The sequence below is a fragment of the Nitrososphaera sp. genome, from assembly GCF_036397675.1.
GTDB lineage: Archaea > Thermoproteota > Nitrososphaeria > Nitrososphaerales > Nitrososphaeraceae > Nitrososphaera.
The window spans coordinates 1-26,793 of the sequence record NZ_DASWIL010000023.1; the positions used below are offsets into that span (position 1 = coordinate 1).

Consider the following 26,793-nt stretch of genomic DNA (forward strand, 5'->3'; position numbering starts at 1 on the left):
TACCTTATTCCGGGGCTTGTATCAATTATGATGTAGTTGGCGTCATAGTCTGAAACCAGCTTCTCGCGCAGCTGTATGAATCTCCTCAGCAGCTGAAATCTGGTGCTGTCCTGCTTGCTGCCTTCCAGCTTGAAAATCTCCTCTTTTTTCGGGTTGGAAAAGCCCACCCATAGCTTGCCTATGCCTTCTGGTGAAGAAACGGATTCTGAAACATGGTGTGTGAGGTCATTTAGTACGTCGTCCACCTCGGCTTCGTTGTTAAGGTAATCATTGATCCAGAATTTTGGCTTCATCTCAAAGTAAGCCTGAATGCTAGGCGCATAGACGTCAAGGTCGAGGAGGAAAACGTTGTACCCCTTTTTTGCCAGCAGCGCGGCGAAATTAGATGCAATGGTAGTCTTGCCTGTACCGCCTTTGTAGGAATGGAAGGCGATGCACCGGGTCACATCGGCTAAACGACCGTCCACGTATTTAGAGTTGCTGCGAATCCTTACGCAAGTTAAGATTAAACGCCTTGCACACGCAAATTCTTATATCATACACACCTCTTTTCAAGTTAATGCCAGTTTTTCTGGATGTGCACAAAGTACCGTTTGGCGAGGACCAGCTCAAGGAACTATGTATGGCTCCTCGAGACGAATTTGGAGTTAGCCATGTCAACTTGTTCTACAACAAAGACGCAGGCGTCTGTTTTTGCCTTCTGGAAGGGCCTGACGTTGATTCCATCGAGAAACATCACGCAAAGGTCAACATCAAGTGTGAATGGATTACAGAGGTCAGCATGGCAAGGCCCTTTATGCCTCCAGGTCAGCTCGGCCAACCATCCACATAGAATAGAACCTCCTACTGTGACTTTATATTCTATTTTCATGCATAGAAGAGATATTGGCGTCTCATGACGGTGCGGGGCTCGAGGGCATCCAAGTCGTTACTGGTAACACCCTTTTCCAGTTCCTTCCACAGCTTGTTCCCACGCTTGGTCAGAGCCTTGATTGTTATGTCGACGCAAATAATGTATCTTCAATTACTGCTGGTTTGCCCGGTATGATTCAGTTGAAGGCCAAGGGTGCGAAGCTCAGGTGCATCACCGAGATTACTGGGGAGAACTCGGCTCATTGCAAGGAGATAATGAAGTGTTTCGATCTTTACCACGTCCCTTTACTTAGAGGCAATTTCGTGATCATCGATGGAAAAGAGTATCTTGGATATGCGATAAGCGAAAAAGGTGAGGAGGAGCTGATCCGCATCAGCATTCCGTCATTTGTTGACAGCCAGCAGTTCCTTTTTAGCAAGCTGATTGAAAACGCGTTTCCTGCAAAACAGCGGATCCTTGAAATCAGAAAAGGTGGCGAGAGTGAATTTATGGAAACCGTCAGAGATCCGCACCGTCTCAAGGCACTTGTGTTGAATCTAATAAACTCTGCAATCTATGAGATATCTATCCTCTTCTCAAATAGGAACATGCTTTTCTTGGCCGAGCGCGAGGGGATTCTAGAAGCGCTTGGGCCTTTGTCAAGAAATGGCATCAGAGTAAGGATACTGGTTATGGAAGACAACGCTACAAAAGAAATTTCCAAGGCCGAGTTCAAGGTTACACAGGATATACGGGTTAACTATCTCCAGCAATTCTTACCATCAAAGATAACTACGTTCATTATTGACGAATCAAAGAGTCTAGTGATAGAAGTAACCGATGCAACAAAAGACACTTTTCAGGAAGCTATCGGACTCGCTACCTATTCAAACAGCGAATCAACAGTGTTCTCAAATACGTCCATGTTTGAATCTCTCTGGATCCAGTCTGAATTGGACAAACAAAATAGGACAAAGCAAGTTTATTTTCAGATGTTTAAAGGCTTCAAACTGAAGGATGAAATCTACAATCGCCGGTGGTCGTTTGAACTCGATGAAAAACAGCGCGAGGACAAGTGAGTAGTCAAGATCGTGCAGTGTGTTTGCGAAGAAAACAGGTTACTAGGTTCTTGGCAAGTATTGGCAATTTATCGTTGGAAGCCATCATCGCGCAATGATTTGTTGTCAGCCGAAAAACTATGTCGGCCGCGACACCGGTTGTTTTCCTCGTAGAAATTGCTGTTTGGACACCATGCGAGCTCAAAGTATCTTTTTCTACAAATGTTCCCCAATGTTTGGATTTACGCTCTTGCAGGCAAGCATCTGCACTTCGCGCCTTTCTCCTATTCATTTAATTGCAGTAATGATTAATTCGTCCAAGGTGCAAAGGAAAAATTAGAGATGAATAAAGAGATCAAATACGCTATCGATTATCACGAAGAGACAAAGCATTCAGAAGCAAAATTGCAAATGTTTCGCCACTATCTGGATTGGGATAACAAGCCCCGGGCCTTCAAAGTCTACCCAGACCTGCCCTCAATTCCTCTTCCACAGGACTTTCCAAGTCCTGCCTCCGACGCTCTAACCTGCATACAAAGTATGCGCCCCCTTTCACCCGGGTCATCGCTTGACTTGCGCGCATTAGCCCAAATACTATTCTTCACAGCAGGAATAACAAGAGAAATGAAGTTTGACTCTGGCACCTATTACATGCGCGCAGCCTCGGCTACGGGCGCCCTTTATCCAATCGAGCTGTATTTTGTTTCCCGAGAAATAAGCGGGCTACCTGCAGGCGTTTATCACTTCTGTCCAGGGGATTTTTCGCTGACAGAGCTGCGCAGCGGGGATTACAGGCCAAAACTGGCTGCAATGGCAGGAGGCAATCCCAACATACTGTCTTCTCCAGTAACACTGGCCTTTACATCCTTGGCTTGGAGAAACGCTTGGAAGTATGGAGCTCGTTCATACCGTCACTGGTTCTGGGACTCCGGGGTTATAGCTGCCAACCTACTTGCGGTGGCCATTTCCGCGGGTCTGCGACCCGCTCTTGTTATGGGATTTGTGGACTCTGCTGTGAACAATCTTCTTCGCCTAGAACAAGGAAAAGAAGCCGCCGTGGTACTCGCTTCCATCGGTTCTCGGCCTACTGGGGCGGCCAGTTTCCACGACTTGAAACCAGACCCCGAGCCTCTCGCAGTTGCTGCCAATCCAAGATATCTTCCCCTCTCAAAAAGGGAGGCAGAGTACCCTGAAATATGGAAGCTTCACGAAGCATCCAGCCTAGTAACTAATGCGGAGGTGAAGGAATGGCTCAGCGGCGGGATTTATCCGCCGAGGCGCGTCGAATCAGAGGACCCTTCCCCGGATAGACAGCCGGGCCAGTCTGGGGGCCTGGGCGATGTCATCCTGCGCCGCGGTTCAAGCCGACGATTCTCTCACCTGGCAATTTCGCAGGACCAGTTATCGACCATCCTTTATAGCTCAACCAGAGGCGTTCCTCTCGATTTTCTGAAGGAAGGAGGAAGCTCGGTTGATATCTATCTCATAGCCAATGCGGTTGACGGCTTGGCGCCAGGACATTACTTCTACAACCAGCACGCCAATTCATTGGAACGGCTTGATACAAGGAACGAAATAACGAGCAGAAATGAATCTGGATACCTCTGTCTTGGGCAGCCCCTTTTTGGCGATGCAAGCGCCGTATTCTTTATGATGACAGACCTAAATGCCGTTTTGAAGGCTCTGGGCAACAGAGGCTATAGAGCATGCGAATTTGAAGCAGGGGTAGTTGCTGGCAAGATCTATCTTTCTTCCTACGCGCAAGGGTTGGGGGCCTCTGGCTCTACGTTCTATGACGATGCAGTTACTGAATTATTCTCTCCACATGCGAGAGGCAAAGCCGCAATGATAGCCATCGGCGTTGGAATACCTGCTTATAAGGCCAGCCCCGGGAAAATCTTGGCGGCGAGATTGACAAAAAGTGAACTCGAGTCGAACCAGTGATCTGGCACGTGGCTTTCATTGGCAGGATGGAACCTGAACCTACGCCTGCCAGTAAAAATAAGCGTGAATCCAAACCCCCTGTACTTCGCACCATTTTACTCATAGAGTTGCCCTCAACAGCTACAGACTTTCCATTTTCCACAATTGAATGGGCGATACTATCTTAAACCACCGAGTAAGATCTACGCTCGGAGTGACAGCCAACAACGAAATCAGGAAGAGCAGTTATAGGAATTGCAAAAGGGGAGCCTAACTCCGGCCCCCTTTTCCTGATGACTTTTCAAAAGTCGTCAATTTGGAGAAAGTAAATGCGGCAACTCATGAAGTGTAGCTCCGCACGCTACAGCCTACGAATATCCATGGTTATTGAAGTCATGCCATCTTTTAGGACTTCATGGTCTAGTTACAGGTTCATTTACGGAATATTATTTCAGCCCGGACTTTGAAAAGGGGACGGGTAGAGTGAGAAAATTCCTTACTGGGTTGTGCTTGGAAATCTAGACAATAGATATGAGAGCATTCAATTTGATCCAAAAGGTAAATGAGAGGATACTGGTAATTGAAGGATGGTATAGGTGGCAAACACTGTCCAATTTCATGCGTCGATTAGAATGCAAATACTGTGGTGTGGCGATTTACTTTGATGACGGCTTCCGAACAAGAACAGGGAAGCTAATTCCACTCGACTGGCGCTCTGACCTGCCTCACAAGTGCAAGAAACAATGATCAACCTTCTATCAACCGTACCCCACAAATCCTACCTCCCGGTGTTACTGTCAACTGCGGTAACGGGCACGAAACACTGGGGTCTCGCAAAAAGAGCGCGCATCTTCGTAGTTATTGTAGCTTGATTATCTCGTCCCAAGTCCCTGTCAATAAGAGCAGCCTTAATCTGCGATGTGACCTAAAGCAGACGCGCCCGCTGCAAGACTAATGTACAAAAAGTGGCCGTCAGTGCGAATCAGAGAATAAGAATAGCTGCGCTTACCACGGTAGTCCATAGGCCGTCTTTATTCCCTTCAGCCGACTGGGTGAAATTCTGCGTCTTGTATATCTTGCCTGATAGCTTCCACTGTTCTTCTTTTTGATCCCACGTAAGGCTCGGGTCGTTTGTCAGTCCCACAGTGGTGGCAAGCATTTCCATGGCCATATCCTCCGCATAATCTCCAGCTTTTTGTTCTGTTTCTCCAGTCGAGTGATGTTCAGACAGGTAGCCAAACTGGTTGTCATCAACAGGTCTGGCAAGCCCCACAGACGCAGCAATCAGCCTATTGGGCTCGTTTGTTGCAGATCGGGCCATGACTGCAAATACGATCTGGCCAGAACGAAGGTATCCCCTGCCTTCTTTCATGCCAACAATCTTGCAGTGCGGTGGCTTTATGCTAGAAACAGAAACCAAGTTGAGGTCGCCAATCCCTGCATCCCGAAGAGACAGCTCAAAACTTGTGAGGAAGTCCTTGTGTGTGCCCTTGCCTTTTGTAAAAAACATCAACTTTGGCACATACAACAGCGGATCAGCCGGCGGCATCGATTCCATGTATCAAGTTGACGGTCTAGTCTAATTAACATGCGCGTTAGGGATACAGCATGTTTGTCGCTGCCATGACAACGTTGATGCCCTGTAAGATCCTTCCGCGCCTGTATGGCGTCAAGCTGGGCCGCGTTTATGTTTCTGCTATCGTATCTTCGGGAAGCCTTTTTGCAATCATCTCTGGAGTAAGCAAGCCTTCAAGTTCTCCTTTCTCATTTACGACAGCCAGCCGGTTAATGTTTTTCTCTTTTAGAATTGACAGCGCCTGTTTTGCTGGTCGTGCCAAAGTAAGGTTTTGGCTGCGTCGTCGTGCTTTCAACACTTCACGTCATTTGTAAATAGGTGATTGCCAGATTACGAGCAATTGATCTACCGATGCGGTGACGGCCACATCAGCTTTGCCAAAGAACTTGTTAGATGCGGCATGAAAGGGTGCGAAAACTCTGTCGACATCATCAGCGAAATTGACATCGAGTGGTTCTACAAGATAAGCCCGGCAGGCCTTGCAATCAACAAAAACGACCTTGACAAGATACTCAAAGACAAGAACATGCCCAAGGACGTGAAAGGCTTGGTGAGAGAGGCATTCCCGCGCCTGAAGCAAAAGGGGTTTCGATTCTGGTAAGCGCTACGACGCCTTTATGATGACGTAGTCGATTATCCCCTTTTCGGAAGCGTCCTTCATCTTCAACAGGGACTTGTACAGGACGCCTTCGATAAACGAGGAGTATTCCTTCAAGATATTCTTCCTGAGGGCTTGCCTGTTTTCAGCGTAATATTCTGCCAGCGGTTCATACACTTGGTGGCCAACGTGCCTGACATCCTTTATCGTAAAACCGCCGCGCTCAATCACGGACTTGACATACTCCAGCCCATAGTGCTCTGACGACCAGGTAAACGAAAGGATCCCGAGCTTGACGGCCGCCTTCAAATGACCGTCGTTCTGCTTCATTACCGGCAGCGCCATTGCCAATATGCCGTCAGCTTTCAGGACCCTCCTTGATTCTGCGATGAACCTCTCAAGGGGCTTGAAGTGCTGGGCGGATTCAAGCGCGACCACCCTGTCGGCAGACTGGTCGGAAAAGGGAAGCGCGGTGCAAGTCGCGTTCACAAACGAAATGCCGTCGTGGCTGCCAAACGATTTTGTGGCGAACAAGAGCTGCCTGTGATTGATGTTCACGCAGACGATGCCACAATCATGCGTTTCTTTCCAATACATAGCCGGCGCGCCAAGCCCGCTTCCGATATCTATCATCCTCTTGGAAGAGGAAAGCTCGGCGATATTGCCTACCAGAGAGCACAGGTTGCACTGCGCCGCGACCGGATTACGAGCGCCGTTCCAGTACCCGAAATTCAGCATGTTGCCGCCTGTTGCCAGCTGCATAACCGGCGAGAGGGAATTGTATAGGTTGACGACATCGCGTTCGCTGCGCCTAAAAGTCCACAGGACGGCTTGGAGCGGGTTTACCGAAATCAACGGCGTGCAATTACTGCCGGGTTGATTGCTGTTATAAATCAGAGCTCACAATACTCGGGACTAGTCGCTTGGCATCAAGACACCTGACACGCTTTCGTCCACCTTCAGCGGGATCCTGATCTTTGAAACCGTGCCCTTGTCATGTCTGCCCTTGGAATCAACAACAAGTATCTTTACGCCGTCCTTTGACTTCTTGGCGTTGACCACCGTGAGCTCCAAAATTATCTCACCGTCTGCAAGGTAGCCTGTCCCCTTCGTGCCTTCCTTCACCGCGTCGATGACGCTCCTTATGTACTCGGAAAGCTCCTTGCTCTCGACGGCTTCCATGAATGCCGTAATATGCAAAATCTCGCTATTAAGGCTACCCGCTTAGGTCGATGAACACGTTGCCCGGCCTGCCATTTGCCCGCATGCCTATCCGCAATTTCCCGTCGCCGTACTCGACATCGCCTATGCTGTCCTTGAACCCGCGCGACGCAAAGTGCAGCCTGCTTGACTTCAGTTGTATGGAAAACGCGCCATTGCTCTCGCTCGCAGAGACAAAGCACAGCATATTTTCGTTCACAAGCTCGAAAAGCTCGCGGCATACGGGCTTTAGTATGTCCCATGCTTCTGCTTCTGAAAGGTCCGCCATTTCTGTCACTCTGCCACCACGCTGTAGAACGCCGGCATTGGTGGTCTGGCCATGAATTGTACTGCCTGCGCGTGCACAGCAGCGTGCTCCTGCGTCTGGCGCATCTTTGAAAAAGAATCGCTGTCACGGAACATCACCATTATGCGGTGGTGGCCGTCCTGCGACTCTAAGAGCCTCCTTGCGATAAAGCCGTCAAACTTGGACACAACCTTGTTTGACTCGACAAACCACTTCTTGAAGTCTTGCATAGACTCTTTTTTCAGCTCGATGTCAGATATCACCACAAACTTGCCTTTCTCGTTGACGACTGGAAGTTCCATGACAGCAAGTTGCAAAAGCCGTTATTTAAGACAAATTCACTTCATCCAGTCGCGCTCTTCTAGATATATAATAAGCCTCAGCAGCTCCTCTACTCTCGCGTCACCGCCAACATCTTTTCTGCAAATTTCGTAGCGCTTCAATAGCTCGCGGTCCTCTTCGTCTGACAAACTTTTCATTTCTTCGATCATGTCAAAGAACCTGTCCTCTTTTCCGGTATGGTCTGTGACGTAGATGGCGTAGGTTTTCAAAAAGCGGGCGACCGGCTCGCGACTATCGATGCCCCTCCTCCACTCTTTCAAGTGGCGCCGCATCATTCCTGCGACCCTGCGTCCGAACTCGTGCTCTATCCTGAACTTGCGCACCTCTTTCGCGTATGTGTCATTCTTAACCTCTGTCGACGGAAAGTAAGCCTTTTCCTCCTTGCCATGGTGGAACGCGTCGATGAACTCTTCGATCACGACAGAAATGATTTCAATATCTTCAAGCGGGATGCTCTCGCCGGCGTAAAGCTTGTCAGAGCAGCGCTGCGCAATGTCCCGCACGCGCCTGACCACCACGTGATCCTGCTTGAGCTCCCGGGTGCTCACACACATGGATGGCGCCGGGCCATATAATAGCCGCACGACGCTTAAACGCTCAAATACCTTTGACTGACAAGTACTGCGCAGATGTCAGCAGCAGAACTGGACAGTCAGGAGATAGTTTACCTTGACTGGAACAACGCCCTTGACGTGCTGGAAAAGGCCTACAGCTCGGGCCTGTTTGTGCTCATAATCGGCCCCAAAGGCACGGGCAAGACCACACTCGTGCGCAAGTTCGCCGCCAAGATGAAAAAGCCGCTTCATTCTGTGAACTTTTCGCTGCGCACAAGGGAGTCGCACCTGGTGGGCACCCACACCATAGAAAATGGCCAGATCAACTTTGCTGAAGGCGTGCTGGTAAAATCGATGAGGGAAGGCAGCATGCTGTATCTTGACGAGCTGAACGCGGCTGAAGCAGACGTGCTTCTCAGGCTTGACGAGGCGCTGGACGACAGGCGCCAGCTCGTCCTGAAGGAGGCCGAGGGTCAGGTGATAAGGGCGGCGCCGGGATGGTTTGCAATAGCCACGATAAACCCGCTTTCTCACGTCGGGACAAAGGAGCTGCCGCCCCAGCTCCTGAGCAGGTTCCCGGTCCGCATGAGGCTCGACTACCCGCCAGAGGAGCTTGAGCTCGAAATAGTCAAGCGCCACGTCAACTTTGACGAGCAAACGGCTCGGGATGTCAGGCACGCGATCAAGCTCGCAAGGAGCCTGCGCGACGCAGCGGCTGTAGAAGAGCTGTACTACAGTCCGTCACTTCGCGAGACCATCGCGTTTGCCAAGATGCTTGGCGCCGGGCTTTCCCGCAGGCAGGCAGCCGAAGTAGTTTACGCTAACGTGTACGACCAGTGGGGTCAGGTCGAATACCAGAAAGTAATGGACATGATAACTTCAATCTTTGGCGACAGGTAATGTCAAGGCCAAGCGCGATTATGAGAAACGACGTCCTTCTCGACATTGCCACGTTCCTTTCGCGCAGGTGGTCCTTCAACGACCGCGTGACAGTAACACTGGTGCCGGACAGGCAGCCCGTGACAAAGCCGGACAGGAGCCAGATAGCGCTGCCCGGATTGCCGTACTACGTGGGTACGGACTTTCAGAAATATCGTCAATGGCGCGTCGCCTTGTGGTACGAGTCGATGCGCATGAAGCACTCTTCCAAGGTGCTATCAAACGAACACGCATTCGGCTTTCTGTTGAACACGCTTGAAACAAAGCGGGTCGAGATACTCGGGCTCCGGGACTGGGAGGGCATGGAAGGGGAGCTGATATTTAACGAGGGCATATCGTGGATTTCGAGGCAGCTGCTGAACACGATATACGGCCGGTACAAGATAGCCGAGGCGTTTTCGCAGTACTTCCTGACAGGCTACATCAAGGGCGAGCTCTTCGGGGGCGAGCAGGGCAAGGTGCAGAGGGCAACCGAGTTTGCAAACGAGATAATCAAAGAAGCAATCGAAAACGGCCACGGCACCGAGTGGGTGGAGCAGCACATACCAAAGCTGGTAAAAATCCTAGAGCTAGACCCGCTGGTATCTATACCTGTTCTTGCACCCCGCACAAGGATGGGCGCGTCGCTTTCGCAGACCGATCTTTTGAAGCAAATAGAAAAGGCGGTGCGCACCAAAAAGAAGGAAAAGGACTCTGAGGAAAAGGCAAAAGAGATCTACGAGGGAAGCGACGTGCTGCACGAGTTTGAGACCCTTGTCAAGGAGAGCAAAAAGACAGAGAACAAGGGCTACGACAGCCTGGAAAATTTCGGGCTCTCGATGCCTGACAGGATGGACGTTGACGAGACCAAGATATACGACCTCGACCTGATACAGAAAGTCAAAGCCGCGTTTCGGGACTGGAAGACAGGCTGGATAGAGAGGCACGATGAGACGGGCGAGGAGCTCGACATCGAGACGTTCTCGGAGGCCCTGCCAAAGCCCTTCCTGACCGACATGAAGCTCTCAATAAAGACCAAGGTCGTGCTCCTGCTGGACCATTCAAGCAGCATAGCTGACGTCGAGCTAGAGTACAAGCAGGCGACCGTGGCGCTGTGCGAGGCGTTGGCGTACCTTGGCGTGAAATTTGCAGTCTATGCATTTTCCACGGAAAACCGCCAGGTCAAGTGCTGGGTGGTAAAGCCCCCAAACGTAAAGTGGTCTATTGCATCAGCCAGGCGCCTTGCGCAGATCAAAGCGGTAGGCGGCACGCCGCTTGCAGAAGTTTATGGACTCTTGCAGCCGGCGTTAAAGTCGTTCAGGCCCGACATTTTCGTGACGCTGACAGACGGAGAGCCGTCAGATTTTGACGCGGTGAGGACTATGGTGCTCTCGTACCGCAAGACCGGCGTCAAGATGGTCGCAATAGGAGTCGGCAGGCACCTCAACGACGCGGTGGAGATTGGTCACAACCTGAAGTACCTGAACTATGAAAAAATCTTGGCAGTCAGCCGGCTGCAGGACATGCCTAAGAAAGTCATAAAGCTACTGCGTTCCTAGATGGACATCTTTGGGTTTTCCTTCTTGACCTTCTCCCAGTCAGCTAGGAACGCCGCCAGGCCCTTGTCGGTGAGCGGGTGGGTGGCCATCTTGCCCAGTATGTCAGGTGGCAGCGTGACTACGTGCGCGCCTATCTTGCCCGCTTCAACAACGTGCATCGGGTGCCTTATGCTTGCGACGAGCACGTTCGTGTCAAAGTTGTAGTTGTTGAAAATCTGCACTATCTCACGGATGAGCGTCATGCCGTCCTGGCCCGCGTCGTCCAGCCTTCCTATGAACGGGCTGACGTACGCCGCGCCGGCCTTTGCAGCAAGCACTGCCTGGTTTGCAGAGAAGACTAGCGTCACGTTTGTCTGTATGCCTTCTTCCTTGAGCTTTTTCACAGCCTTCAACCCTTCTGGGATCATGGGGATCTTGACTACAACGTTCTTGCCATACTTTTTCAGTCGATGGGCTTCTTCCATCATGCCGTCGTAGTTGGTGGCCACGACCTCGAGGCTTACAGGCCCGCTGATAATCTTTACAATTTCGCGCATAATCTCGGCAGGGCTGCCCTTTTCCTTTGACAAAAGAGTTGGGTTTGTCGTCACGCCATCGACGAGCCCCATATCGTTGTACTTTCTTATCGAGTCGAGGTTTGCTGTATCGAGAAAGATCTTCATCTGACCCTACTCCTTGCTTCAATCACTGACTTTGCTATTTCTGTTGCGGTCAGGCCGTACTGCTCCAGCAGCGCGTCCACTTCCTCGTCCCGGGCCGACTCGCCAAACGTGTCGCGCACGCCGACCCGCTTTATCGGAACGGGACAGGTTTCGCCTGCAGTCTCTGACACAGCTGAACCGAGGCCGCCGATTATGTTGTGCTCCTCAGCCGTTACAATCGCGCCGGTTTCCTTGGCACACTTGGCCACAAGCTCGGTGTCGATTGGTTTTATTGTAAACATGTCGACTACACGCACTGACAGGCCATGCTCACGCTTTAATAATGCCGCCGCCTCAAGGGCCTTTCCGACCATCAGCCCGCAGGCTATTATCGTGGCGTCAGATCCGTCCGTCAGCACGTTTCCCTTGCCAATTGTGAACTGTTCTGCCGGCGCCGATTCCGAATAGATAAGCTCTGTCGTGGGCCTTGCAAGGCGCATGTAGAACGGGCCAGGCGTGTCTGCAATAGTCTTTATCAGGTGCTTTACCGCGACTGCGTCTGCCGGGATAATCACGCGCATGTTGGGTATCGCCCGCATCGTGCTTAGGTCTTCAATCTGCTGGTGCGACGCGCCGTCGGGCCCGACCGTGAGGCCGCCATGCGAAACTACCAGCTTTACATTAAGCGCTGGGTAGCATATCGTGTTGCGGATCTGGTCAACCGCCCTGCCGGGGATAAACGCCGCATACGTGCTTGCGAACGCCACCTTGCCTGCAATCGAAAGTCCGGCGGCTATAGACACAAGGTTTGCTTCTGCTATTCCGACGTTAAACATGCGGTCGGGGAACTTGTCGCCGAACTTCTTGGTTTTGAGCGAGTCAGTCGTGTCGCCTCCAACGCACACGACGCGAGGGTCGGACTTGCCGAGCTCCACGAGGGCGTCGCCGTAAGCACCCCTCATGTCGGCAGTTTTTTTCTCGCTACTTAATAACATTAAGCTCTTCCTCTATACCAAGTTCAGATGCGTACGGAATCAATATATGTTTACGCACCTTCATCCAGTCGTAGCGTATGCCAAGGCGCGTGGCGTGTTCTAGCAACTTCTTTTCAAGCGTGACTGCGGCCTTGTGGCGCAGCTGGATCACGGCAGAATGTATGTCGGCGTTGCCGTATACTGCGTTCCCTGCCACGAATATGCGTGCGCCGGCGTCGTACACGGACTGAAGGGTCGTCGCGTCGATCCCGCCGTCGGCCTCTATGTAGCCGTTAAAGCCGTGCTCGCGCAGCTCCTTGCTGACTGCGACCATCTTGGGCAGCGTCTCGGGGATGAACTTCTGCCCCGCAAAGCCGGGGTTCACCGACATCACTATCACGACGTCAAGGTCCGGCAAATGGGGGTAAAGCCACTTTGGTACGTCGGTTTCGGGGTTTATCGCGATGCCGGGACTGATTCCCGCCGCCAGGCACCTCTCCTGAATAACGGCAAACTCGTCCTCCATGCAGGCTTCTGCATGCACGGTTATGATGTCGCACCGGGCATCGATGTACTCGTCTATGTGGTCGATGGGTTTTTCAATCATAAGGTGGGCGTCAAAAGGCAATGACGTTGAAGGTCTCAGTTTCTTTATCGTGTCTGCCAAGAACGTGTTGTTCGGGACGAACCTGCCGTCCATCACGTCAAGGTGTATGAGCTCTACGCCCTCGCGCTCGGCCTTTTTGATCTTTTGCTCGTAATTCTCCTTCTCACCGGCTATGATTGAAGGCGCGATAAAGAACTCGCTTTCCAGCTCTTCCATGAGAACGGGCGTCTGTTTTTTCGTAGGCGCTTTTCCGTGCCACTGCGGGTTGTTTGCCATGTGGCGCACGCCGTTTCCCTTGACCGTGTTTGCGACTATCATCACCGGCTTGTCCTTTACCTGAGAAGCCTTGTTCAGCGCGTCCATAAGCTGCTCGACGCGGTGGCCGTCGACTTCAAAGACCTGCCAGTTGAAAGCCTCCCACTTGTTTTTTGTCGGGTCTAGGGGCATGATATCCTCGGTAAAGCCGTCCTGCTGGACGCGGTTCCTGTCAAGCACAGCAACTAGGTTGTCTAGCTTGAATTTCGCGGCCGCCATGGACGCCTCCCATATCTGACCCTCGTTCGACTCACCGTCTCCGATCAGGACGTAGACGCGGTTTTTCTTGCCGTCAAGCCTGCTTGCAAGCGCGATTCCGACGCCCACAGAGAGCCCTATGCCCTCGGAGCCACCAGAGTATTCTATGCCGGGAACGCTGTGGTGCTTCTGGCGTTCCGAGTACCTGACTGGGTGGCCCTGCAGGCGCGAGCCGAGCTTGCGGAGCGTCTTTATCTCCTCGGGCGGGAAATAGCCAGCAACAGCGAGAGTAGAGTAAAAGCCTGGCGCCGAGTGCGCCTTTGAATTAATGAAATAATCCCGCTCGTCCCACGAGTGATTTTTCGGGTCGTGCCTCATCCTGCGGAAATAGAGCGTGCCCATGATTTCCGCGGCAGAAAACGACGCGCCGGGGTGGCCCGAGCCGGCCTCCGCGATGCCCTGGATGGCCCACATGCGGACCTCGCGGATCTTCCTCTTCAGCTCAAGGTAGCGCATGTTAAAGCCCATATCTTTCACCGGAGGATAATGCCACTGCAGCTCAAACTGACTTTGAGGAAAATAAAAAGATAGCTCCCCCTTTTGCAAGCTTTAAAAGGCGAACGAGGGAAATTATGCCGTGGCACTGTCGTCGCTCTTTCCCAGGCCGCTTCTCATATACGACGACGAGTGCGGCCCGTGCACGCGGTTTGCGAGAGCAGCAAGTGGATTCTCGAGGGGCTGGATAAGGACTGCCGGCCACGGCTCGCAGGAGGCAAGAAATGCAAAGACGGCAGTGTTTCCAGAGGGATACGACGCGACGAAAATGTTCTGGCTCATCAACAAACACGGCGCGTTTGGCGCAAGGTCCGGGCTTGCGCCGCTTACGCAGGGAATAATGGCGGGCTGGCTCAGGGGCGGCAAGAACGACGACACGTTTTCGGCGCTACGAAACCCTGTATGCAGCACGCCCGATAACGCATTAAAACGATTGGCGAAGATGCTGTCGCACGGCGCAACTTTTCGGTTCTGATCACATTAAAATAATGAGAGGCGTCCAACTCTTGGCATGGCCCAGATCAAGGTTGAAAAGGCAAAGATAGACCAAAAGCAGACCTCACTCCTAATCATCGGCGTTTTTGAAAACGAGCAGGACTTTTCGCAGTCAAAGGAGCTCGACCCTGCTGTCTTGACATACATCAAGGAAACGCTCGACGGCAAGGACTTTCGCGGAACGTTTGGCTCGAGCATGATCGTCTACACGCTCGGCAAGGGGCCCATGAAAAAGATATTGCTGCTCGGACTCGGCAAGCGCAAGCAGTTCACAGACGAGATGGCACGGATCGGCGCCGGCAAGGCCGCGCTTAGGGCAAGGGAGCTAGGCACAAAAGAGTTCTCCATCCTGCAGTTCTCAAACCTCGATGAAGGTCTGGTGGAGGCGATGACTGAAGGGATTGCACTTGCACTTTATTCCTTTGACAAATACAAGGCGCCGGACCCCGAATCGATAAAGGTGGAAGAAGTCACGATACTGATAAACTCCGACTCGCCGCGCTTTCAGACGATATCCGAGCGCGCAAGCCACGTCGCAGAGGCCGTCAATTTTGCCCGGGACCTTGGCAACCTGCCACCAAACGACTGCCCGCCGGCGCACCTTGCTTCCGTGGCACTGTCGCTTGCGTCCGAGTATGGCATGAAGGCCCGCGTAATAGAACGGTACGAGATGGAGACTATGGGCATGGGCGGCATCATTGCAGTGGGCAAGGGCAGCAACAACCCGCCCAAGCTGATAATCCTTGAATACAGCGGCGCCGGCGACGCCAAGCCCTATTTGCTGGTGGGAAAGGCAGTCACGTTTGACACGGGCGGAATATCCCTGAAACCGGGCGACAAGATGGACGAGATGAAGTTTGACAAGTGCGGCGGATGCAACGTGCTTGCGCTCTTGCGCGCAGTTGCGTCGATGAAGCTGGCAGTAAACGTCGTAGGAATTGTTCCTTCAGTCGAGAACATGCCGTCAAGCACCTCGTTCAGGCCCGGCGACATCGTAAAGATGTACAACGGCAAGACCGTGGAGGTGCTGAACACCGACGCGGAAGGGAGGATGATACTTGCAGACGCCCTCGCCTACGGCATCGCCACCTACAGTCCAAAGGCGGTAATCGACCTGGCCACGCTTACAGGGGCTGCGATAATCGCGCTTGGTGCAAACGTAGCTGCGCTTGTGGGCAATAACAAGCAGCTGACGGACAGGGTGCGCAGGATGGCAGAGAAGGCTGGCGAGCGCATGTGGGACCTCCCGCTGTACGACGAGTTCCACGAGCAGATAAAGAGCACATATGCAGACGTCAAGAACATCGGCGGCAGGCCCGGGGGCGCCATCACTGCCGCTGCGTTTCTCTCAAACTTTGTCACCAGCGCGCCCTGGGTCCACATGGACATCGCCGGCACAGCGTGGACGCAGGACGGCACCTATGAAAGAAGCTACAACCCCAAGGGAGCAACGGGCTTTGGCATAAGGACGCTTGTAAAGCTGCTGTCGGAGGAAGAAAAGCCCCAGGCGTGATAGCTTTTGCCCGTGTTTGAGCTCGCCGCCCTTGTCCGCCTGCTTTTGGAGCAGGGCTGCCGCTGCGAGGCAGGCAGCCTTGCAAATGTCAGGTCCGACCGGCAGGCGTATTATGAGCGCTGGCTGAAAAACCGCGATGGCTTTGTAACTATGCAGGGCGGGAATATCGATTACATCGGCATAGAGGAGGTGGTCAGGATGGGGCCGTTCTTCGATGTCCACTGCCTCGTTGCAAACGACTTTGTTGCTGACAACGACGACAACGCTCACAACCTGCTTGATGCAAGCCCCTACTACCAGCTGAAAAACGGCAAGGCGACGAACCTTGGGTGGAGCGGCGGAGTGCTTTCAACCTATCTTGCCAAAGACGCCAAGCTGAACCAAGCGATTGCGCAGAGCATAACAAGAGAGGAGGTAAAGCGCCTGAAAGTAAAGGCCCACGACTATTGCTGCATCATCGAGACTTGCGTGTGGGATCCTGCCGGCCTTGCGTCCGTGTTCGGGATAATAGACCTGATGGCGATGCACACACGCAAATTGTTAAAGCAGGTACACTTTGGGGAGAATGCTGATAGATAATGCCAGCACTGCTGCTTCCCGACCGCTCACGCAGATCAGTAACACAGCAGCGACGGCAGGTTTGACTTCCGGGTTCGGAATGGGACCGGGTCGCACCCTGCCGCTATGACCGGCTTACCCTCCTTTTCAGGAGAGGGCTAATTTAACCTTGCTCTCGGTCGCCCGAGTATACGTATATAACGCATCCGTGCGCAGATTTGCTGCGATGGGAGACGACCCTTCCTCTACTCACAGGGTTGCGGTAATGGACTATGAGCTGTGCCAGCCCCGCAAGTGCGGGCTCGAGTGCATAGTCTACTGTCCAGTGAACAAGACCGGCGGCCAGTGCATCGTGCAGAGGGAAGAGGACGGAAAGGCGCTCATATCAGAAGAACTGTGCACGGGCTGCGGCATCTGCATCAAAAAGTGCCCCTTTGACGCTATAGTCATCGTCAACCTTGCGAAGGAGCTGTCGGAAGACAAGATTCATCAATACGGCATCAACTCGTTTCGCTTTTACCGGCTTCCCACCCCGAAAAAGGGGGTAGTCGTCGGTCTTGTGGGGAGGAACGGCATGGGCAAATCAACAATAGTGAATGTCCTGTCGGGCAACATGAAGCCCAACCTTGGCAAATATGAGGGGGAGGCCTCGTGGGATGTCGTCCTGAAGTATTTCCAGGGCACCGAGCTAAAAGCGCACTTTGAGAAAATAGCAAATAACCAGATGCGCGCTTCGATAAAGCCGCAGCTGGTCTACATGATAGCAAAGGCGTTCAAGGGCACGCCAAAAGAGCTTTTGAAGAAATACGACGAGCGTAAGGTGATAGACAAACTGGTAACGCAGCTCGGGCTGCAGAACATCCTTGACCGCGACCTTGGCACGCTGAGCGGGGGCGAGCTGCAGAGGCTTGCAGTCGCAGTCACGGCAGCAAGGGACGCCGAATACTACTTTTTCGATGAGCCGTCCTCTTACAACGACGTATACCAACGCCTTGCGGTTGCAAAGGTCATCAAAGACCTTGCTGAAGAGGGCAAGAGCGTGATGGTAGTCGAGCACGACATGACGCTTCTTGACTACCTTTCAGATTACGTGCACATCATTTACGGCGAGCCGGGAGCCTACGGCATAGTCTCGGCACTACAGGGCACAAAGGTGGGCATCAACAACTTTTTGGAAGGATTCCTGCCGGCAGAGAACGTGCGCTTCCGGGACAAGGCCTTCCGCTTTGACATCGCCACTTCTGAAGACGAGGTCATCTCGGACGTTCCGGTTGCAAGCTACTCTGACGTCACGAAAAAGTTCCCGTCATTTGACCTGCAGGTGTCTGCCGGCAAGATCCGCAGAGGTGAGATAGTCGGCATGGTGGGAGCAAACGCCCTTGGCAAGACCACGTTCATGCGCATGCTGGCCGGAGTAGACCACCCTGACTCGGGCAAGATAGAGGTAGGTGCCAAGATCTCGTACAAGCCGCAGTACCTTACCCAAGATTACGAGGGAGACGTGCGCTCTCTGATGTATGCAGCGTACCAGGCGCCGATAGAAGGCTCGGCTGCAGAAGATCAGATAATCGTCCCACTTGGCGCGAAAAAGCTGTACGAAAAAAGCGTCAAGAACCTGAGCGGCGGAGAACTTCAAAAAGTCGCAGTCGCCACGTCGCTGTTGCGTCAGGCCGACATCTACGCGCTGGACGAGCCGTCGGCCTTTCTGGACGCAGAGGACAGGATAGCTGTTGCAAAGTTTTTGCAGAGGTTTGTTAAGGCACAGGGCAAGTCTGCAATAATCATTGACCACGATATGCAGCTCATAGACCTTGTGGCGGACACGCTTGTCATATTCGAGGGCGAGCCCGGAATAAAGGGAACAGCGACTGCGCCGATGCGTAAGGAAGACGGCATGAACAGGTTCCTTGCGGCGCTTGCGATAACATACAGGCGTGACGAGACCACCGGCAGGCCCCGGGTAAACAAGGAGGGCGGCAGGCTGGACAGGGAGCAGAAAGACTCGGGCAGCTATTACTACGTAAAGCAGTGACATGCCTCATATGCTGAAAAACATGCTAACCGGCGTGCTTGACGCCGAAGCGGCCGCGCAGGTGTACTCGGCTTTTGATCAGGTCGGCGACATAGTCATAGTCAAAATACCGGACGGTCTTGCAGGCAAGAAGGCGGTAATAGCAGAGGCCATTCTTGCAAATGTAAAGACCGCAAAGGCAGTGTTTGCGCAGGCCTCGGCAGTCAGGGGCGACTTTCGCGTGCGCGACTTGGAGTTTCTTGCCGGCGAGAACAGGACGGTGACGGAGTACAAGGAGCACGGGTGCCGGTTCAAAGTCGACGTAGCAAAAGCGTACTTTTCGCCGCGGTTATCGACAGAGAGGCAGCGAATAGCCTGCCTTGTGGGCGAGAACGAAACAATAGTGAACATGTTTGCCGGCGTCGGGACGTATTCCATAGTAATCGCAAAGGCAAACAAGACCTGCAAAGTCTACAGCATTGACTCCAACCCAGTCGCAAACGACCTGTGCGCAGAAAACGCCAAGCTGAACAAGGTCTATGACCGCGTCGTCCCTATCTGCGCCGACGCGGCCGACGCAATCCGGGATCAGTTGACGGGCGTGGCTGACAGGGTGTTGATGCCGCTACCCGAGCGCGCAAAAGAGTTCATTGAAACTGCGGTGATGGCGCTCAAAGACAAGGGTGTCATCCATTATTTTGCACACGTGAGGGCGGGCGCCAAAAAGGAAGCAAAATGGCTTGGCGCAAAAGACGCACACGAGGCGTTCAAGGGCTACGACCACAAGGTTACAGAGACGACGGTCGTCCGGGAAGTTGGGCCGCGTTTTTACCAGATAGTGGCCGACGTGGAAGTCACGCGGGACTAGGGTCTTCTTTTGGCGCCGTGAGCATCGTGTAGCCTATCCACCCGAGCACCGCCAAGAGTATGCCAACTGCGGCCAGCACCGTGAATTGGATAATGAGCATGCTGTATTCGCTTGCGAGCAGAAAATACGCGTAGATGAAAAACGCCGCTACAGCAACTGCGAGTAGGGCCGCGCCTGCACCTCTGTTGCCCCGCTTTGCATTCATGCCGTTCATGGCATCCGGCGCATCTTATCAATCTTTATGCGCGCTAGCCTTCCTTCCTCTTGACCTTGAATGACACCCGCATGTATGCTTGATATTCAACTATCTTGTCGTTGTTGACAATCACGTTCAGCCTGACCACCTCGGCGGTCCTGATGTCCTTGACCGTCTGTGCCGTCTCCGTTATGGCGTTTCTGACTGCGTCGTCAAAGCCTTCGGTGGACTCGCCCAAGATGTCTATGTACTTGAAGACCATGCGCGTATAGGATGTACAGAGTTCTTAAACCCACCGTTCCCGTGATGTGCTTGTCATGCTTGGGAGTGCCTGATAATATTTACATAGAGACACCTTCGTCCTTTACTTTCGATTACAAGATCAGGATGATTCTGCTGTTCATCCATATCGCAATCATACGCATAGCGGCGCCCGCTGTCTTCACGTTTACGGCCATCAAGTTCAAAAGGCAGATGTCTACTGCTCACCAAGGTTTTGTATCAAGCTTCAAGATACTCTCTAAGAATAAGGCCGACCTTGCTCGTTGACAACGCTACGGAGCTGATATGCACGCTTGGATTTGAAAGGTTCTCACGCGCAAGTTGGCCGAGGTCGTCTCAACCTACGAGGGTTCAAGCATAGTGGTCCTCATAAACAAAAAGGCGCACGGGCCCCGTGTTATTGAGGCCGTCAGCAACATATCAAACACATTAATCGACTAGTTCAGTTCCAACGTCATCAGGTACGCGTCCTCTCCGTCGCGGTAGTACGAGCGCAGCCTCGACTTGGTCTCAAAGCGCAGCTTCTCATACATCTTTACCGCGCCGCCGTTGCTCACCCTGACTTCGAGATAGATCTCGTCGGCTTTTCGCTGAAGGACGCCATTGATGCCTTCGAGCATCAGCGCCTTTCCGACCCCCTTGTCCCTGTGTTCCTCAAGCACCGCGACTGAAACCACATGTCCCTTCTTGACAAACCCGAGCTTGCGAAAGTTGGAAAAGCCGAACTCTATCTTGCACATGATGTAGCCCACTATCTTGTCGTCGAGCTCGGCTACTATGAACGCCTCCGGAAGCTCCCTGAGAATGGACTCGAAAAAGTACTCGGAGTAGTGCTCGGGAAGGGCGGCCATGTTTATGTCGATGACTGCCGGGAGGTCCTGCTCGTCGCATCGGCGGATGGCGTAATCTCCTACCTTGCGCAGGGCTGTCTGCAAACCAAAAGTTAGAACAAGAATGACATTATTTAACCTTAACATGTCAGAGGCTTTGTTTAAAAAGTGTCTCTTGAGACAGACTTTTTAGACAACAGGCACTTTCTACACAAAGCCCATGTCAGGACAAGGCTTTAATTCAGTTGCAGCCAAGAAATTTGCGGTGGCGACCTTTCTCAACGGCGACTATTCCAGGGCTGCACCCGTCGTCTCCTCATTTTACAAGATAGTGGACATGCAGAAGCACCCACGAGAAGACGCCGTAAGGTTCCTGATTTCCGAGTCGTCGATTTACGACACTTTTCCAAAACTCTTGAGAGAGCTTGCCAAGGTGGGCATGATAGCCACTGCCAAGCGGGCAAGATACGAGTCAAGGCTGCTGCCCACACTCTCCTCATCTACCCTTACTGTTGAAAATGGCGTAGTGGTGACCGTGTCCAAGCTGATGCGCGCAAGACCGCGCAACAGGTACCTGGCCTACCTTCCAGCCATGCTTTTTGCGGCCACCCTTGCGGTGGTGTTCATCGACGGGATGTACAGGGCCGACTCGGACTTTGCAAGGGTGTTCATCCGCGACCCGTTCCTGCTGGCGGCAGTCTACACGATGTCGCTGATGGGCATTCTCGGCGTGCACGAGATGGGTCACATGATAGCCAATAAGTGGCACGGCATCAGGACGTCTTGGCCGTATTTCATACCGTTCATACCGGGATTTTTCATCCCGACGCTCGGCGCCCTGATAGTCACTAGGAGCAACATGACAAACAGAAACGTGCTCTTTGACGTCGGCATTTCCGGCCCGATAGCGGGGCTGATAGTGACCATGATAGTATCGGTGTACGGCTCGTACACGTCAATCCTGATACCGGCAGAGGAGGCAGAGGACCTGCTCGAGGGGCTCCAGCTGATGCCTCTCAACAGCAGCATACTCATGATGGCCACCCACTACCTTGCCGGCAACGGGGATGCAAACGGCGACGCGGTGCTGGTGATGTCGCCAGTGCTCTTTGCGGCCTGGGTTGGGTTTTTCATCACGTTCCTCAACCTGATGCCGGCAGCGCAGCTTGACGGCGGACATATTCTGAGGGCTACGCTCGGCATCAGGTGGCACCGCATACTTACGTACAGCAGCGTGGGGGTTCTGGCCGGCCTTGGGTACTTTGTCATGGCCTTCCTTGTGCTTCTCATCGCGTCGAGGGCGCCAGAGAGCACGCCTCTTGACGACGTGTCGCCGCTTTCAAAGAAACGCCGGGCGCTTTTCTGGGTCGCGATGGCCCTTGCGGTGCTATGTGCCCCTCTCCCGGCGCAGCCGTTCAGGCCGTTGTTCTAAGCAGAGTGACGTCCGCGTCAGCGACAACAAGCGCCTTGTGGCTCTTGCCATGCTTGGCAAGCAGGCTCTCAAGCGCGTCCCGGGCGCCGCCAAAACTGGCAAACCCGAGCTTGGTCGCGTAATAGTGCGGGAGAGTTGACACCAACCCGAGCTCTTTTCTCTGCCTCAATTTCTGCAGGTACAGCAGATGTTCAAGCCCCTCGCTGTATTGTGCGTTTGCTAGCTGCTCCTGTCTGAGCCGGCCCTCGACATAGTCCTGCAGCGCCCCGCCGCCTAGTCCTTCCCTGCATTCGGCAAGGAGCACGACAGTTCCGCCCTCCATAACTGCGTGGGCGCAGTTCCAAAGCGAATTGAGCGAACTGGCAAGCGTCGAATGGACGCCGGCCTCGTTCGAGGCGCTTACTATCGCGGACCTGACGGAGTCGACGTGCACCTCGGTTGCGGGCTTGAACTGCGCAAGAGCCTTTGAGAACGCCTCAAGTATCGTGCCGGTGTGCACGCCTGCGATGCCGGCCCCGCCTGGGACAAGTTCGACTGACGTTGCCTGCAAGCCCTCGACCGCGCTAAGCGCGACTTTTAGAGGCCCGCCCTCAATCCCTGGCGCCGGCGCGTTTCCCTGCCTTGCAGAGAACGCCTCGGCCATCCTTTCCGGGTACAGGTTACGCAAAATCGCGCTTGGCGCCCCGGCAAACCCGAAAAGCGGGTCGTATGCCACTTGTGAAATGACTACCGTGCTCTGGAATTTTGATATGCGCTCTGCGAGCGACTGGTAGTCTATGCGGTTTATCGATTTTGCCTGAGCCTGCGGGTCCGGGCTAAGCGCCGCAAGGCTTGCGCGCAGCTCGCTGGCAAGCTTGGCAGGCACGTCGACTGTTACGCTTGTAAATCCCTTTGCCTTTGCGCTGTCAAAGATGGCGCTGATGGCCCTTGCCGCGGGCCTGGAAGATGAGAGCGCAAGGACCAGCATGCTGTCAGTCACAGGCACCGCGCCAAGCTCGGCTTTTGCTTGCTCGTTGGAGAGGGCCTGCAAACCAGAAGAAACTTGGCTTGAAAGGTTCTCGAATTTGATGTCAAGCACGACGTCGGTGCTGCCGTACTTCAGCCAAATCTCTGGCATCCGTGCTTGGTAATAAAAGATAAAATAAATCCTTTTCATAGACTATGTGTGACAGACGATTTCACCCTCGAGTTTGCGTCGTTCCTGCTTAAAAGCAACGCCCTAAAGTTCGGCGCCTTTACGCTTGCTTCTGGCAAGCCAAGCCCATACTACATAGACCTGCGCATGCTGCCCAGCTTTCCCTCGCACTTTCGCCTCGTCATAGGCGCGCTGAGGCAGGCCGTGGAAAAAGGAGTCCCAAGCTTTGACTGCCTCGCCTCCATCCCAACATCCGGCCTCGTCTTTGGTTCTGCGCTCGCGTACGAAATGAGCAGGCCATTTCTCTACGTCCGAAAGGAGTCGAAAGGGTACGGGACAAGCAAGCTGGTGGAAGGACACCTTGCGTCAGGTGCAAAAGTCGTCATCGTTGACGACGTCGCGACAACCGGCCTTTCCGTGAGCAAGGCTGTCGAGGCCATCAGGGCAAACGGCGGCGTGGTGGAAGACGTTGTCGCAGTCGTCAGCAGGATGGAAGGCGCCGAGGAAAAGCTGCAAGGGATGGGCGTCAATCTTACCGCCGTTGCCACGATCCACGAGATTGTAAATTCGCTGCACGGCGCCGGCCTTGTCGACGACAGCACACTCCAGTCTGTCATGAGCCAAGTTGGGGAAAGCGGCGAATACGAGGGCGACTAGGGCACCGTGAGGTCGACCTGTGGGACGGTGGTCTGCGCGGCCAGCGTTGCCTCGTAGGGAGTGTACTGTTCCAGTCCCCAAGGCTTGGCGCCCAGAAATCCACTCTCGTTGAACACGCTGTTCGGGAACACGCGAAGGTGCGTGTTGTAGTCGCGCACGCCGTCGTTGTAGTAGGTCCTTGCGACTGCTATCCTGTTTTCAGTCCCTGCAAGCTCGTCCATCAGTCTGACGACCGTCTGGTCCGCTTTCAGCTCGGGATACGCTTCGTAGGTCAGGATCAGCTTTGATAGGGCCTCTTCTATCTGGTTCGAAAGCTCGACGCGCTCGTTCACTGTGGGGGCGCGCTGCCAGTCTGTGCGCAGCTGCGTCACCTGCTCCAACACGTCGCGCTCAAACTGCATATAGCCCCTGACTGAGTTGACAAGGTTTGGTATCAGGTCGTACCGGCGCTGGAGCTGCTGTCGATGTCCGCCGCAAGCCTCGCGACATTCTCGTCCTTTGCCTGCGCCGAGTTAAAGCCGGAAATGTAAATGCTGAGCAATATGCTGATTGTGATGGTGATGACGCCTGCGGCAGCCCCGCCTATTAGGATGCCTTTACTGACCATGCGGTGGTTGTCATTTATGCCGCCTATTTATTACTGTTTTAGCCGCCGGCCCCACCGCCGCCAGAGCCTCCACCTGCCGGCGCGCCGTCGTCCACGTAGTCCACGCGCCCCGCCATTGCATACACGGTGTTCAGAAAAGCATCGTCAAACCGAGACCGCGCAGGTAGCTGTCGATAACGTCTTCGTATGATGACGATATGACATCAGCTTGGTCGTAGAAGTATGCAGGCCGGGATCCTTTCTGCGAAAGCGCCGGCATAGCCGCGGACGCGTCTACAGCTAGCAAAAGCACGAAGAAAAGCGCGAGGCGAGTAGCCACGCTGTTGCTGACAGAAGGAGCGCTAGTAACCCCTATCCTTCGTAGATCATCAGGTTCTTTTCTTCTAGGAGCGCATGCAGGTTCTGTACCGCGCGGTACACCTCGCTCTCCTTCTTAGCGCCGGTGCACACTAGCTTGCCTGACGCAAACAGCAGTATCACGGTCTTTGGGTCAAGCATCCTGTGAATGAGGCCGGGGAACTGTTCCGGCTCGTACATACTCCTTGGAAGCACCCTTGCCGCAAGCTCCAGGTGAATCTTGCCTCCCAGACTTGCCGACGCCACAATGTTCTGTATTTCGATCATCGGTTCGTGCTGTAATGGAATCCCTCCTTTCTTCAGCTTTGTAACAACGTTCTTGACGGCGGTTACTGCCATCTTTTCCGATTTTGCGCCGGTGCAAACCATCTTGCCTGAGCTGAAGATGAGCGTCGCAGTCTTGGGGTTCCTCAACCTGAAAACCAGCCCCGGGAACTGGTCCGGGTGGTATTCCACGTCCGGGAATATCTGGGTGATGAGGTTAAGGTTGACGGTCTGGTTCACGGTGGCCGAAGCCACCACGTTTTCGATGCTAACTATGGGCTTGGTCTGCGGCATATTCCCCTTTATATAGGGGCTGTATATATACCTGCTTGCGATTATTTTGAATTAACCTGGCATTTTTTTCAGGAAAATTCAATCGCCCAAAATGGCGCAATCCAAATACTGCACAATTGTCTACTCGCCGATGACCTTTACAAGCACCCGCTTTGGTCGCCGCCCGTCAAACTCGCCATAGAATATCTGCTCCCATGGCCCAAAGTCTAGCTTGCCGTTCGTTACCGCCACGACTACTTCGCGGCCCATCACCTGCCTCTTTAAATGGGCGTCGGCGTTGTCCTCGCCAGTCCTGTTATGCAGGTAGCTTTCAGGCGCATAAGGGGCAAGGCCTTCAAGCCACCTGTCAAAGTCCTGGTGGAGGCCGCTCTCGTCGTCGTTGATAAACACGCTTGCCGAGATGTGCATCGCGTTTACAAGCACTATGCCCTCTTTGATGCCGCTTGCTTCTATTACCTTTCGCACCTGCGGCGTGATGTTGATAAACGCCCTGCGGTCCGGCGTGTTAAAGGTCAGGTACTCGGTCCTAGACTTCATGGCTGCTGGCCGGCAGAAGGTGGCGCGGGTGCGGCATCCTTTTTCCTCCCCCACTTGCTGAAGAACAGGATTACAAGGATGACTGCTATTATGATGTAGTTGACGGGCGGGCTTATCACCTTGGTTATGAGGCCCGCGCCAGGCATCACGTAAACGACGATGCCAATATAATTCTCCTCGCGTATGGGGTAGTCCGTGCCCGGTATTGAGGCCGGGTTCGCATCGCCCTTGGTCCTCACTGTGCGCTCGCCGTTGGTCCCTTCGTCTATATTCACGATGCGGTGGACTATGACCCTGTCCTCGCCGTCAGGCCTGTCAAAGACTATGATGTCACCCACCTTTAGCTTGCTCCACGAGCCCCCGTCGCGCACGACGAGTACGTCGTTCACCTCAAGGGTAGGCACCATGCTGTTTGACGAAACGACGTAAAAGGGGTTATTGGTGTCAAACGCTACACGCAGACCGAGCCACACGATGGCAACGCCTGCCACAACAATGATGACGTCGCGTATTGCAACCGGCAGCTTTGCCTTTTGCTCCAACGCAGGTTCTGACTCACGTTCGTTAGATAAACGTTTT

The 26,793-nt window shown here is 53.5% G+C and carries 34 protein-coding genes and 1 rRNA gene; 13 read left to right on the top strand and 22 right to left on the bottom strand.

All coding sequences use genetic code 11. The annotated features are described in order from the left end of the window. A partial coding sequence (locus VGA14_RS04460) for a tyrosine-protein kinase family protein (RefSeq protein WP_331002547.1) occupies positions 1 to 446 on the bottom strand: 446 nt, incomplete at its 3' end. A 113-nt stretch (positions 447 to 559) separates the two neighbouring features. Between VGA14_RS04460 and VGA14_RS04465 the strand changes: the two genes are divergently transcribed. From VGA14_RS04465 to VGA14_RS04475, 3 genes are all read left to right on the top strand, one after another. Continuing rightward, a complete protein-coding gene (locus VGA14_RS04465) occupies positions 560 to 832 on the top strand; it encodes a nickel-binding protein (RefSeq protein ID WP_331002548.1) in 273 nt (90 codons plus the stop codon). A 53-nt stretch (positions 833 to 885) separates the two neighbouring features. After that, positions 886 to 1,932 carry a hypothetical protein gene (locus VGA14_RS04470; RefSeq protein ID WP_331002549.1) on the top strand — a complete coding sequence of 349 codons (1,047 nt, stop codon included), beginning with the start codon at positions 886 to 888 and terminating at the stop codon, positions 1,930 to 1,932. Positions 1,933 to 2,253: 321 nt separating this feature from the next. Further along, positions 2,254 to 3,855 (top strand): SagB/ThcOx family dehydrogenase, encoded by a 1,602-nt coding sequence (locus tag VGA14_RS04475; RefSeq protein WP_331002550.1) that lies wholly within the window; start codon positions 2,254 to 2,256, stop codon positions 3,853 to 3,855. A 961-nt stretch (positions 3,856 to 4,816) separates the two neighbouring features. On the opposite strand, the gene VGA14_RS04480 is transcribed toward VGA14_RS04475, so the two are convergent. Both VGA14_RS04480 and VGA14_RS04485 read right to left on the bottom strand, forming a co-directional pair. Next, the gene (locus VGA14_RS04480) at positions 4,817 to 5,392 is read right to left on the bottom strand and encodes a pyruvoyl-dependent arginine decarboxylase (protein ID WP_331002551.1); all 576 of its coding nucleotides are present in this window, start codon (positions 5,390 to 5,392) and stop codon (positions 4,817 to 4,819) included. Positions 5,393 to 5,519: 127 nt separating this feature from the next. Next, the gene (locus VGA14_RS04485) at positions 5,520 to 5,672 is read right to left on the bottom strand and encodes a CBS domain-containing protein (RefSeq protein ID WP_331002552.1); all 153 of its coding nucleotides are present in this window, start codon (positions 5,670 to 5,672) and stop codon (positions 5,520 to 5,522) included. A 78-nt stretch (positions 5,673 to 5,750) separates the two neighbouring features. On the opposite strand from VGA14_RS04485, the gene VGA14_RS04490 reads away from it, so the two are divergent. Beyond that, positions 5,751 to 6,011 (top strand): hypothetical protein, encoded by a 261-nt coding sequence (locus VGA14_RS04490; protein ID WP_331002553.1) that lies wholly within the window; start codon positions 5,751 to 5,753, stop codon positions 6,009 to 6,011. A 3-nt stretch (positions 6,012 to 6,014) separates the two neighbouring features. Here the strand turns inward: VGA14_RS04490 and VGA14_RS04495 are convergent, their stop codons facing one another. Genes VGA14_RS04495 through VGA14_RS04515 form a run of 5 tightly spaced genes read right to left on the bottom strand, consistent with a single transcriptional unit; the run spans position 6,015 to position 8,405 of the window. After that, positions 6,015 to 6,863: a class I SAM-dependent methyltransferase gene (locus VGA14_RS04495; RefSeq protein ID WP_331002554.1), complete on the bottom strand. Its 849-nt coding sequence runs from the start codon at positions 6,861 to 6,863 to the stop codon at positions 6,015 to 6,017. 60 nt (positions 6,864 to 6,923) lie between these two features. Continuing rightward, positions 6,924 to 7,190: a hypothetical protein gene (locus tag VGA14_RS04500; RefSeq protein WP_331002555.1), complete on the bottom strand. Its 267-nt coding sequence runs from the start codon at positions 7,188 to 7,190 to the stop codon at positions 6,924 to 6,926. Between the two features lie 34 nt (positions 7,191 to 7,224). Then, entirely contained in the window at positions 7,225 to 7,497 is a 273-nt protein-coding gene (locus tag VGA14_RS04505; RefSeq protein ID WP_331002556.1) for a hypothetical protein, read from the bottom strand. A 5-nt stretch (positions 7,498 to 7,502) separates the two neighbouring features. Continuing rightward, positions 7,503 to 7,817 carry an antibiotic biosynthesis monooxygenase family protein gene (locus tag VGA14_RS04510; protein ID WP_331002557.1) on the bottom strand — a complete coding sequence of 105 codons (315 nt, stop codon included), beginning with the start codon at positions 7,815 to 7,817 and terminating at the stop codon, positions 7,503 to 7,505. 36 nt (positions 7,818 to 7,853) lie between these two features. Then, positions 7,854 to 8,405, bottom strand: coding sequence for a hemerythrin domain-containing protein (locus VGA14_RS04515; RefSeq protein WP_331002558.1), 552 nt, complete (start codon positions 8,403 to 8,405; stop codon positions 7,854 to 7,856). 81 nt (positions 8,406 to 8,486) lie between these two features. On the opposite strand from VGA14_RS04515, the gene VGA14_RS04520 reads away from it, so the two are divergent. Next, positions 8,487 to 9,311, top strand: coding sequence for a MoxR family ATPase (locus VGA14_RS04520; RefSeq protein ID WP_331002559.1), 825 nt, complete (start codon positions 8,487 to 8,489; stop codon positions 9,309 to 9,311). Next, positions 9,311 to 10,888, top strand: coding sequence for a vWA domain-containing protein (locus tag VGA14_RS04525; RefSeq protein ID WP_331002560.1), 1,578 nt, complete (start codon positions 9,311 to 9,313; stop codon positions 10,886 to 10,888). Before VGA14_RS04520 ends, VGA14_RS04525 begins: the two co-directional genes overlap by 1 nt. On the opposite strand, the gene fsa is transcribed toward VGA14_RS04525, so the two are convergent. The 3 genes from fsa to VGA14_RS04540 are packed head-to-tail and all read right to left on the bottom strand — an operon-like array spanning position 10,885 to position 14,151. After that, on the bottom strand, positions 10,885 to 11,550 hold the full coding sequence (gene fsa / locus VGA14_RS04530; RefSeq protein ID WP_331002561.1) for a fructose-6-phosphate aldolase: 666 nt from the start codon (positions 11,548 to 11,550) through the stop codon (positions 10,885 to 10,887). The genes VGA14_RS04525 and fsa overlap by 4 nt on opposite strands. Further along, complete coding sequence (locus tag VGA14_RS04535; protein ID WP_331002562.1) at positions 11,547 to 12,491, bottom strand: transketolase family protein; 945 nt, start codon at positions 12,489 to 12,491, stop codon at positions 11,547 to 11,549. Before VGA14_RS04535 ends, fsa begins: the two co-directional genes overlap by 4 nt. A 19-nt stretch (positions 12,492 to 12,510) precedes the next feature. Continuing rightward, the gene (locus VGA14_RS04540) at positions 12,511 to 14,151 is read right to left on the bottom strand and encodes a ribulose-phosphate 3-epimerase (protein WP_331002624.1); all 1,641 of its coding nucleotides are present in this window, start codon (positions 14,149 to 14,151) and stop codon (positions 12,511 to 12,513) included. 109 nt (positions 14,152 to 14,260) lie between these two features. Here VGA14_RS04540 and VGA14_RS04545 point away from each other — a divergent pair, with 109 nt between their 5' ends. From VGA14_RS04545 to VGA14_RS04555, 3 genes are read left to right on the top strand one after another with little or no spacing between them, the layout of a single operon-like run. Further along, positions 14,261 to 14,653: a hypothetical protein gene (locus tag VGA14_RS04545; RefSeq protein ID WP_331002563.1), complete on the top strand. Its 393-nt coding sequence runs from the start codon at positions 14,261 to 14,263 to the stop codon at positions 14,651 to 14,653. Between the two features lie 36 nt (positions 14,654 to 14,689). Further along, the gene (locus VGA14_RS04550; protein WP_331002564.1) at positions 14,690 to 16,186 is read left to right on the top strand and encodes a leucyl aminopeptidase; all 1,497 of its coding nucleotides are present in this window, start codon (positions 14,690 to 14,692) and stop codon (positions 16,184 to 16,186) included. Positions 16,187 to 16,198: 12 nt separating this feature from the next. Next, positions 16,199 to 16,765 carry a hypothetical protein gene (locus VGA14_RS04555; protein ID WP_331002565.1) on the top strand — a complete coding sequence of 189 codons (567 nt, stop codon included), beginning with the start codon at positions 16,199 to 16,201 and terminating at the stop codon, positions 16,763 to 16,765. Here the strand turns inward: VGA14_RS04555 and rrf are convergent. Beyond that, positions 16,763 to 16,882: ribosomal RNA gene (rrf, locus tag VGA14_RS04560) — 5S ribosomal RNA — on the bottom strand. The two genes, VGA14_RS04555 and rrf, sit on opposite strands and share 3 nt — an antisense overlap. An 88-nt stretch (positions 16,883 to 16,970) precedes the next feature. Here rrf and VGA14_RS04565 point away from each other — a divergent pair. Further along, positions 16,971 to 18,776, top strand: a complete 1,806-nt coding sequence (locus tag VGA14_RS04565; RefSeq protein WP_331002566.1) for a ribosome biogenesis/translation initiation ATPase RLI — start codon at positions 16,971 to 16,973, stop codon at positions 18,774 to 18,776. 10 nt (positions 18,777 to 18,786) lie between these two features. Next, the gene (locus tag VGA14_RS04570) at positions 18,787 to 19,623 is read left to right on the top strand and encodes a class I SAM-dependent methyltransferase family protein (protein ID WP_331002567.1); all 837 of its coding nucleotides are present in this window, start codon (positions 18,787 to 18,789) and stop codon (positions 19,621 to 19,623) included. On the opposite strand, the gene VGA14_RS04575 is transcribed toward VGA14_RS04570, so the two are convergent. From VGA14_RS04575 to VGA14_RS04585, 3 genes are all read right to left on the bottom strand, one after another. Next, on the bottom strand, positions 19,610 to 19,828 hold the full coding sequence (locus VGA14_RS04575; protein ID WP_331002568.1) for a hypothetical protein: 219 nt from the start codon (positions 19,826 to 19,828) through the stop codon (positions 19,610 to 19,612). The genes VGA14_RS04570 and VGA14_RS04575 overlap by 14 nt on opposite strands. Before the next feature lie 43 nt (positions 19,829 to 19,871). Then, positions 19,872 to 20,081: a dodecin family protein gene (locus VGA14_RS04580; RefSeq protein ID WP_331002569.1), complete on the bottom strand. Its 210-nt coding sequence runs from the start codon at positions 20,079 to 20,081 to the stop codon at positions 19,872 to 19,874. A 457-nt stretch (positions 20,082 to 20,538) separates the two neighbouring features. Continuing rightward, the gene (locus tag VGA14_RS04585; RefSeq protein WP_331002570.1) at positions 20,539 to 21,036 is read right to left on the bottom strand and encodes a GNAT family N-acetyltransferase; all 498 of its coding nucleotides are present in this window, start codon (positions 21,034 to 21,036) and stop codon (positions 20,539 to 20,541) included. A 160-nt stretch (positions 21,037 to 21,196) separates the two neighbouring features. On the opposite strand from VGA14_RS04585, the gene VGA14_RS04590 reads away from it, so the two are divergent. Continuing rightward, positions 21,197 to 22,363 carry a site-2 protease family protein gene (locus tag VGA14_RS04590; protein WP_331002571.1) on the top strand — a complete coding sequence of 389 codons (1,167 nt, stop codon included), beginning with the start codon at positions 21,197 to 21,199 and terminating at the stop codon, positions 22,361 to 22,363. Here the strand turns inward: VGA14_RS04590 and VGA14_RS04595 are convergent. Next, positions 22,347 to 23,480 (bottom strand): hypothetical protein, encoded by a 1,134-nt coding sequence (locus VGA14_RS04595; protein WP_331002572.1) that lies wholly within the window; start codon positions 23,478 to 23,480, stop codon positions 22,347 to 22,349. The genes VGA14_RS04590 and VGA14_RS04595 overlap by 17 nt on opposite strands. A 48-nt stretch (positions 23,481 to 23,528) precedes the next feature. Between VGA14_RS04595 and pyrE the strand changes: the two genes are divergently transcribed. Further along, positions 23,529 to 24,155, top strand: a complete 627-nt coding sequence (gene pyrE / locus VGA14_RS04600; protein WP_331002573.1) for an orotate phosphoribosyltransferase — start codon at positions 23,529 to 23,531, stop codon at positions 24,153 to 24,155. On the opposite strand, the gene VGA14_RS04605 is transcribed toward pyrE, so the two are convergent. The 6 genes from VGA14_RS04605 to VGA14_RS04630 form a co-directional block, all read right to left on the bottom strand. After that, a complete protein-coding gene (locus VGA14_RS04605) occupies positions 24,152 to 24,556 on the bottom strand; it encodes a LemA family protein (RefSeq protein WP_331002574.1) in 405 nt (134 codons plus the stop codon). The genes pyrE and VGA14_RS04605 overlap by 4 nt on opposite strands. A gap of 32 nt (positions 24,557 to 24,588) precedes the next feature. Continuing rightward, positions 24,589 to 24,762, bottom strand: a complete 174-nt coding sequence (locus VGA14_RS04610) for a hypothetical protein (protein ID WP_331002575.1) — start codon at positions 24,760 to 24,762, stop codon at positions 24,589 to 24,591. Positions 24,763 to 24,892: 130 nt separating this feature from the next. Continuing rightward, positions 24,893 to 25,081, bottom strand: a complete 189-nt coding sequence (locus tag VGA14_RS04615; protein ID WP_331002576.1) for a hypothetical protein — start codon at positions 25,079 to 25,081, stop codon at positions 24,893 to 24,895. 32 nt (positions 25,082 to 25,113) lie between these two features. Beyond that, on the bottom strand, positions 25,114 to 25,677 hold the full coding sequence (locus VGA14_RS04620) for a TATA-box-binding protein (protein ID WP_331002577.1): 564 nt from the start codon (positions 25,675 to 25,677) through the stop codon (positions 25,114 to 25,116). Positions 25,678 to 25,797: 120 nt separating this feature from the next. Next, the gene (locus tag VGA14_RS04625) at positions 25,798 to 26,214 is read right to left on the bottom strand and encodes a secondary thiamine-phosphate synthase enzyme YjbQ (protein ID WP_331002578.1); all 417 of its coding nucleotides are present in this window, start codon (positions 26,212 to 26,214) and stop codon (positions 25,798 to 25,800) included. Then, on the bottom strand, positions 26,211 to 26,756 hold the full coding sequence (locus tag VGA14_RS04630; protein ID WP_331002579.1) for a signal peptidase I: 546 nt from the start codon (positions 26,754 to 26,756) through the stop codon (positions 26,211 to 26,213). The genes VGA14_RS04625 and VGA14_RS04630 overlap by 4 nt, the downstream gene beginning before the upstream one ends. Between the last annotated feature and the right edge of the window lie 37 nt (positions 26,757 to 26,793).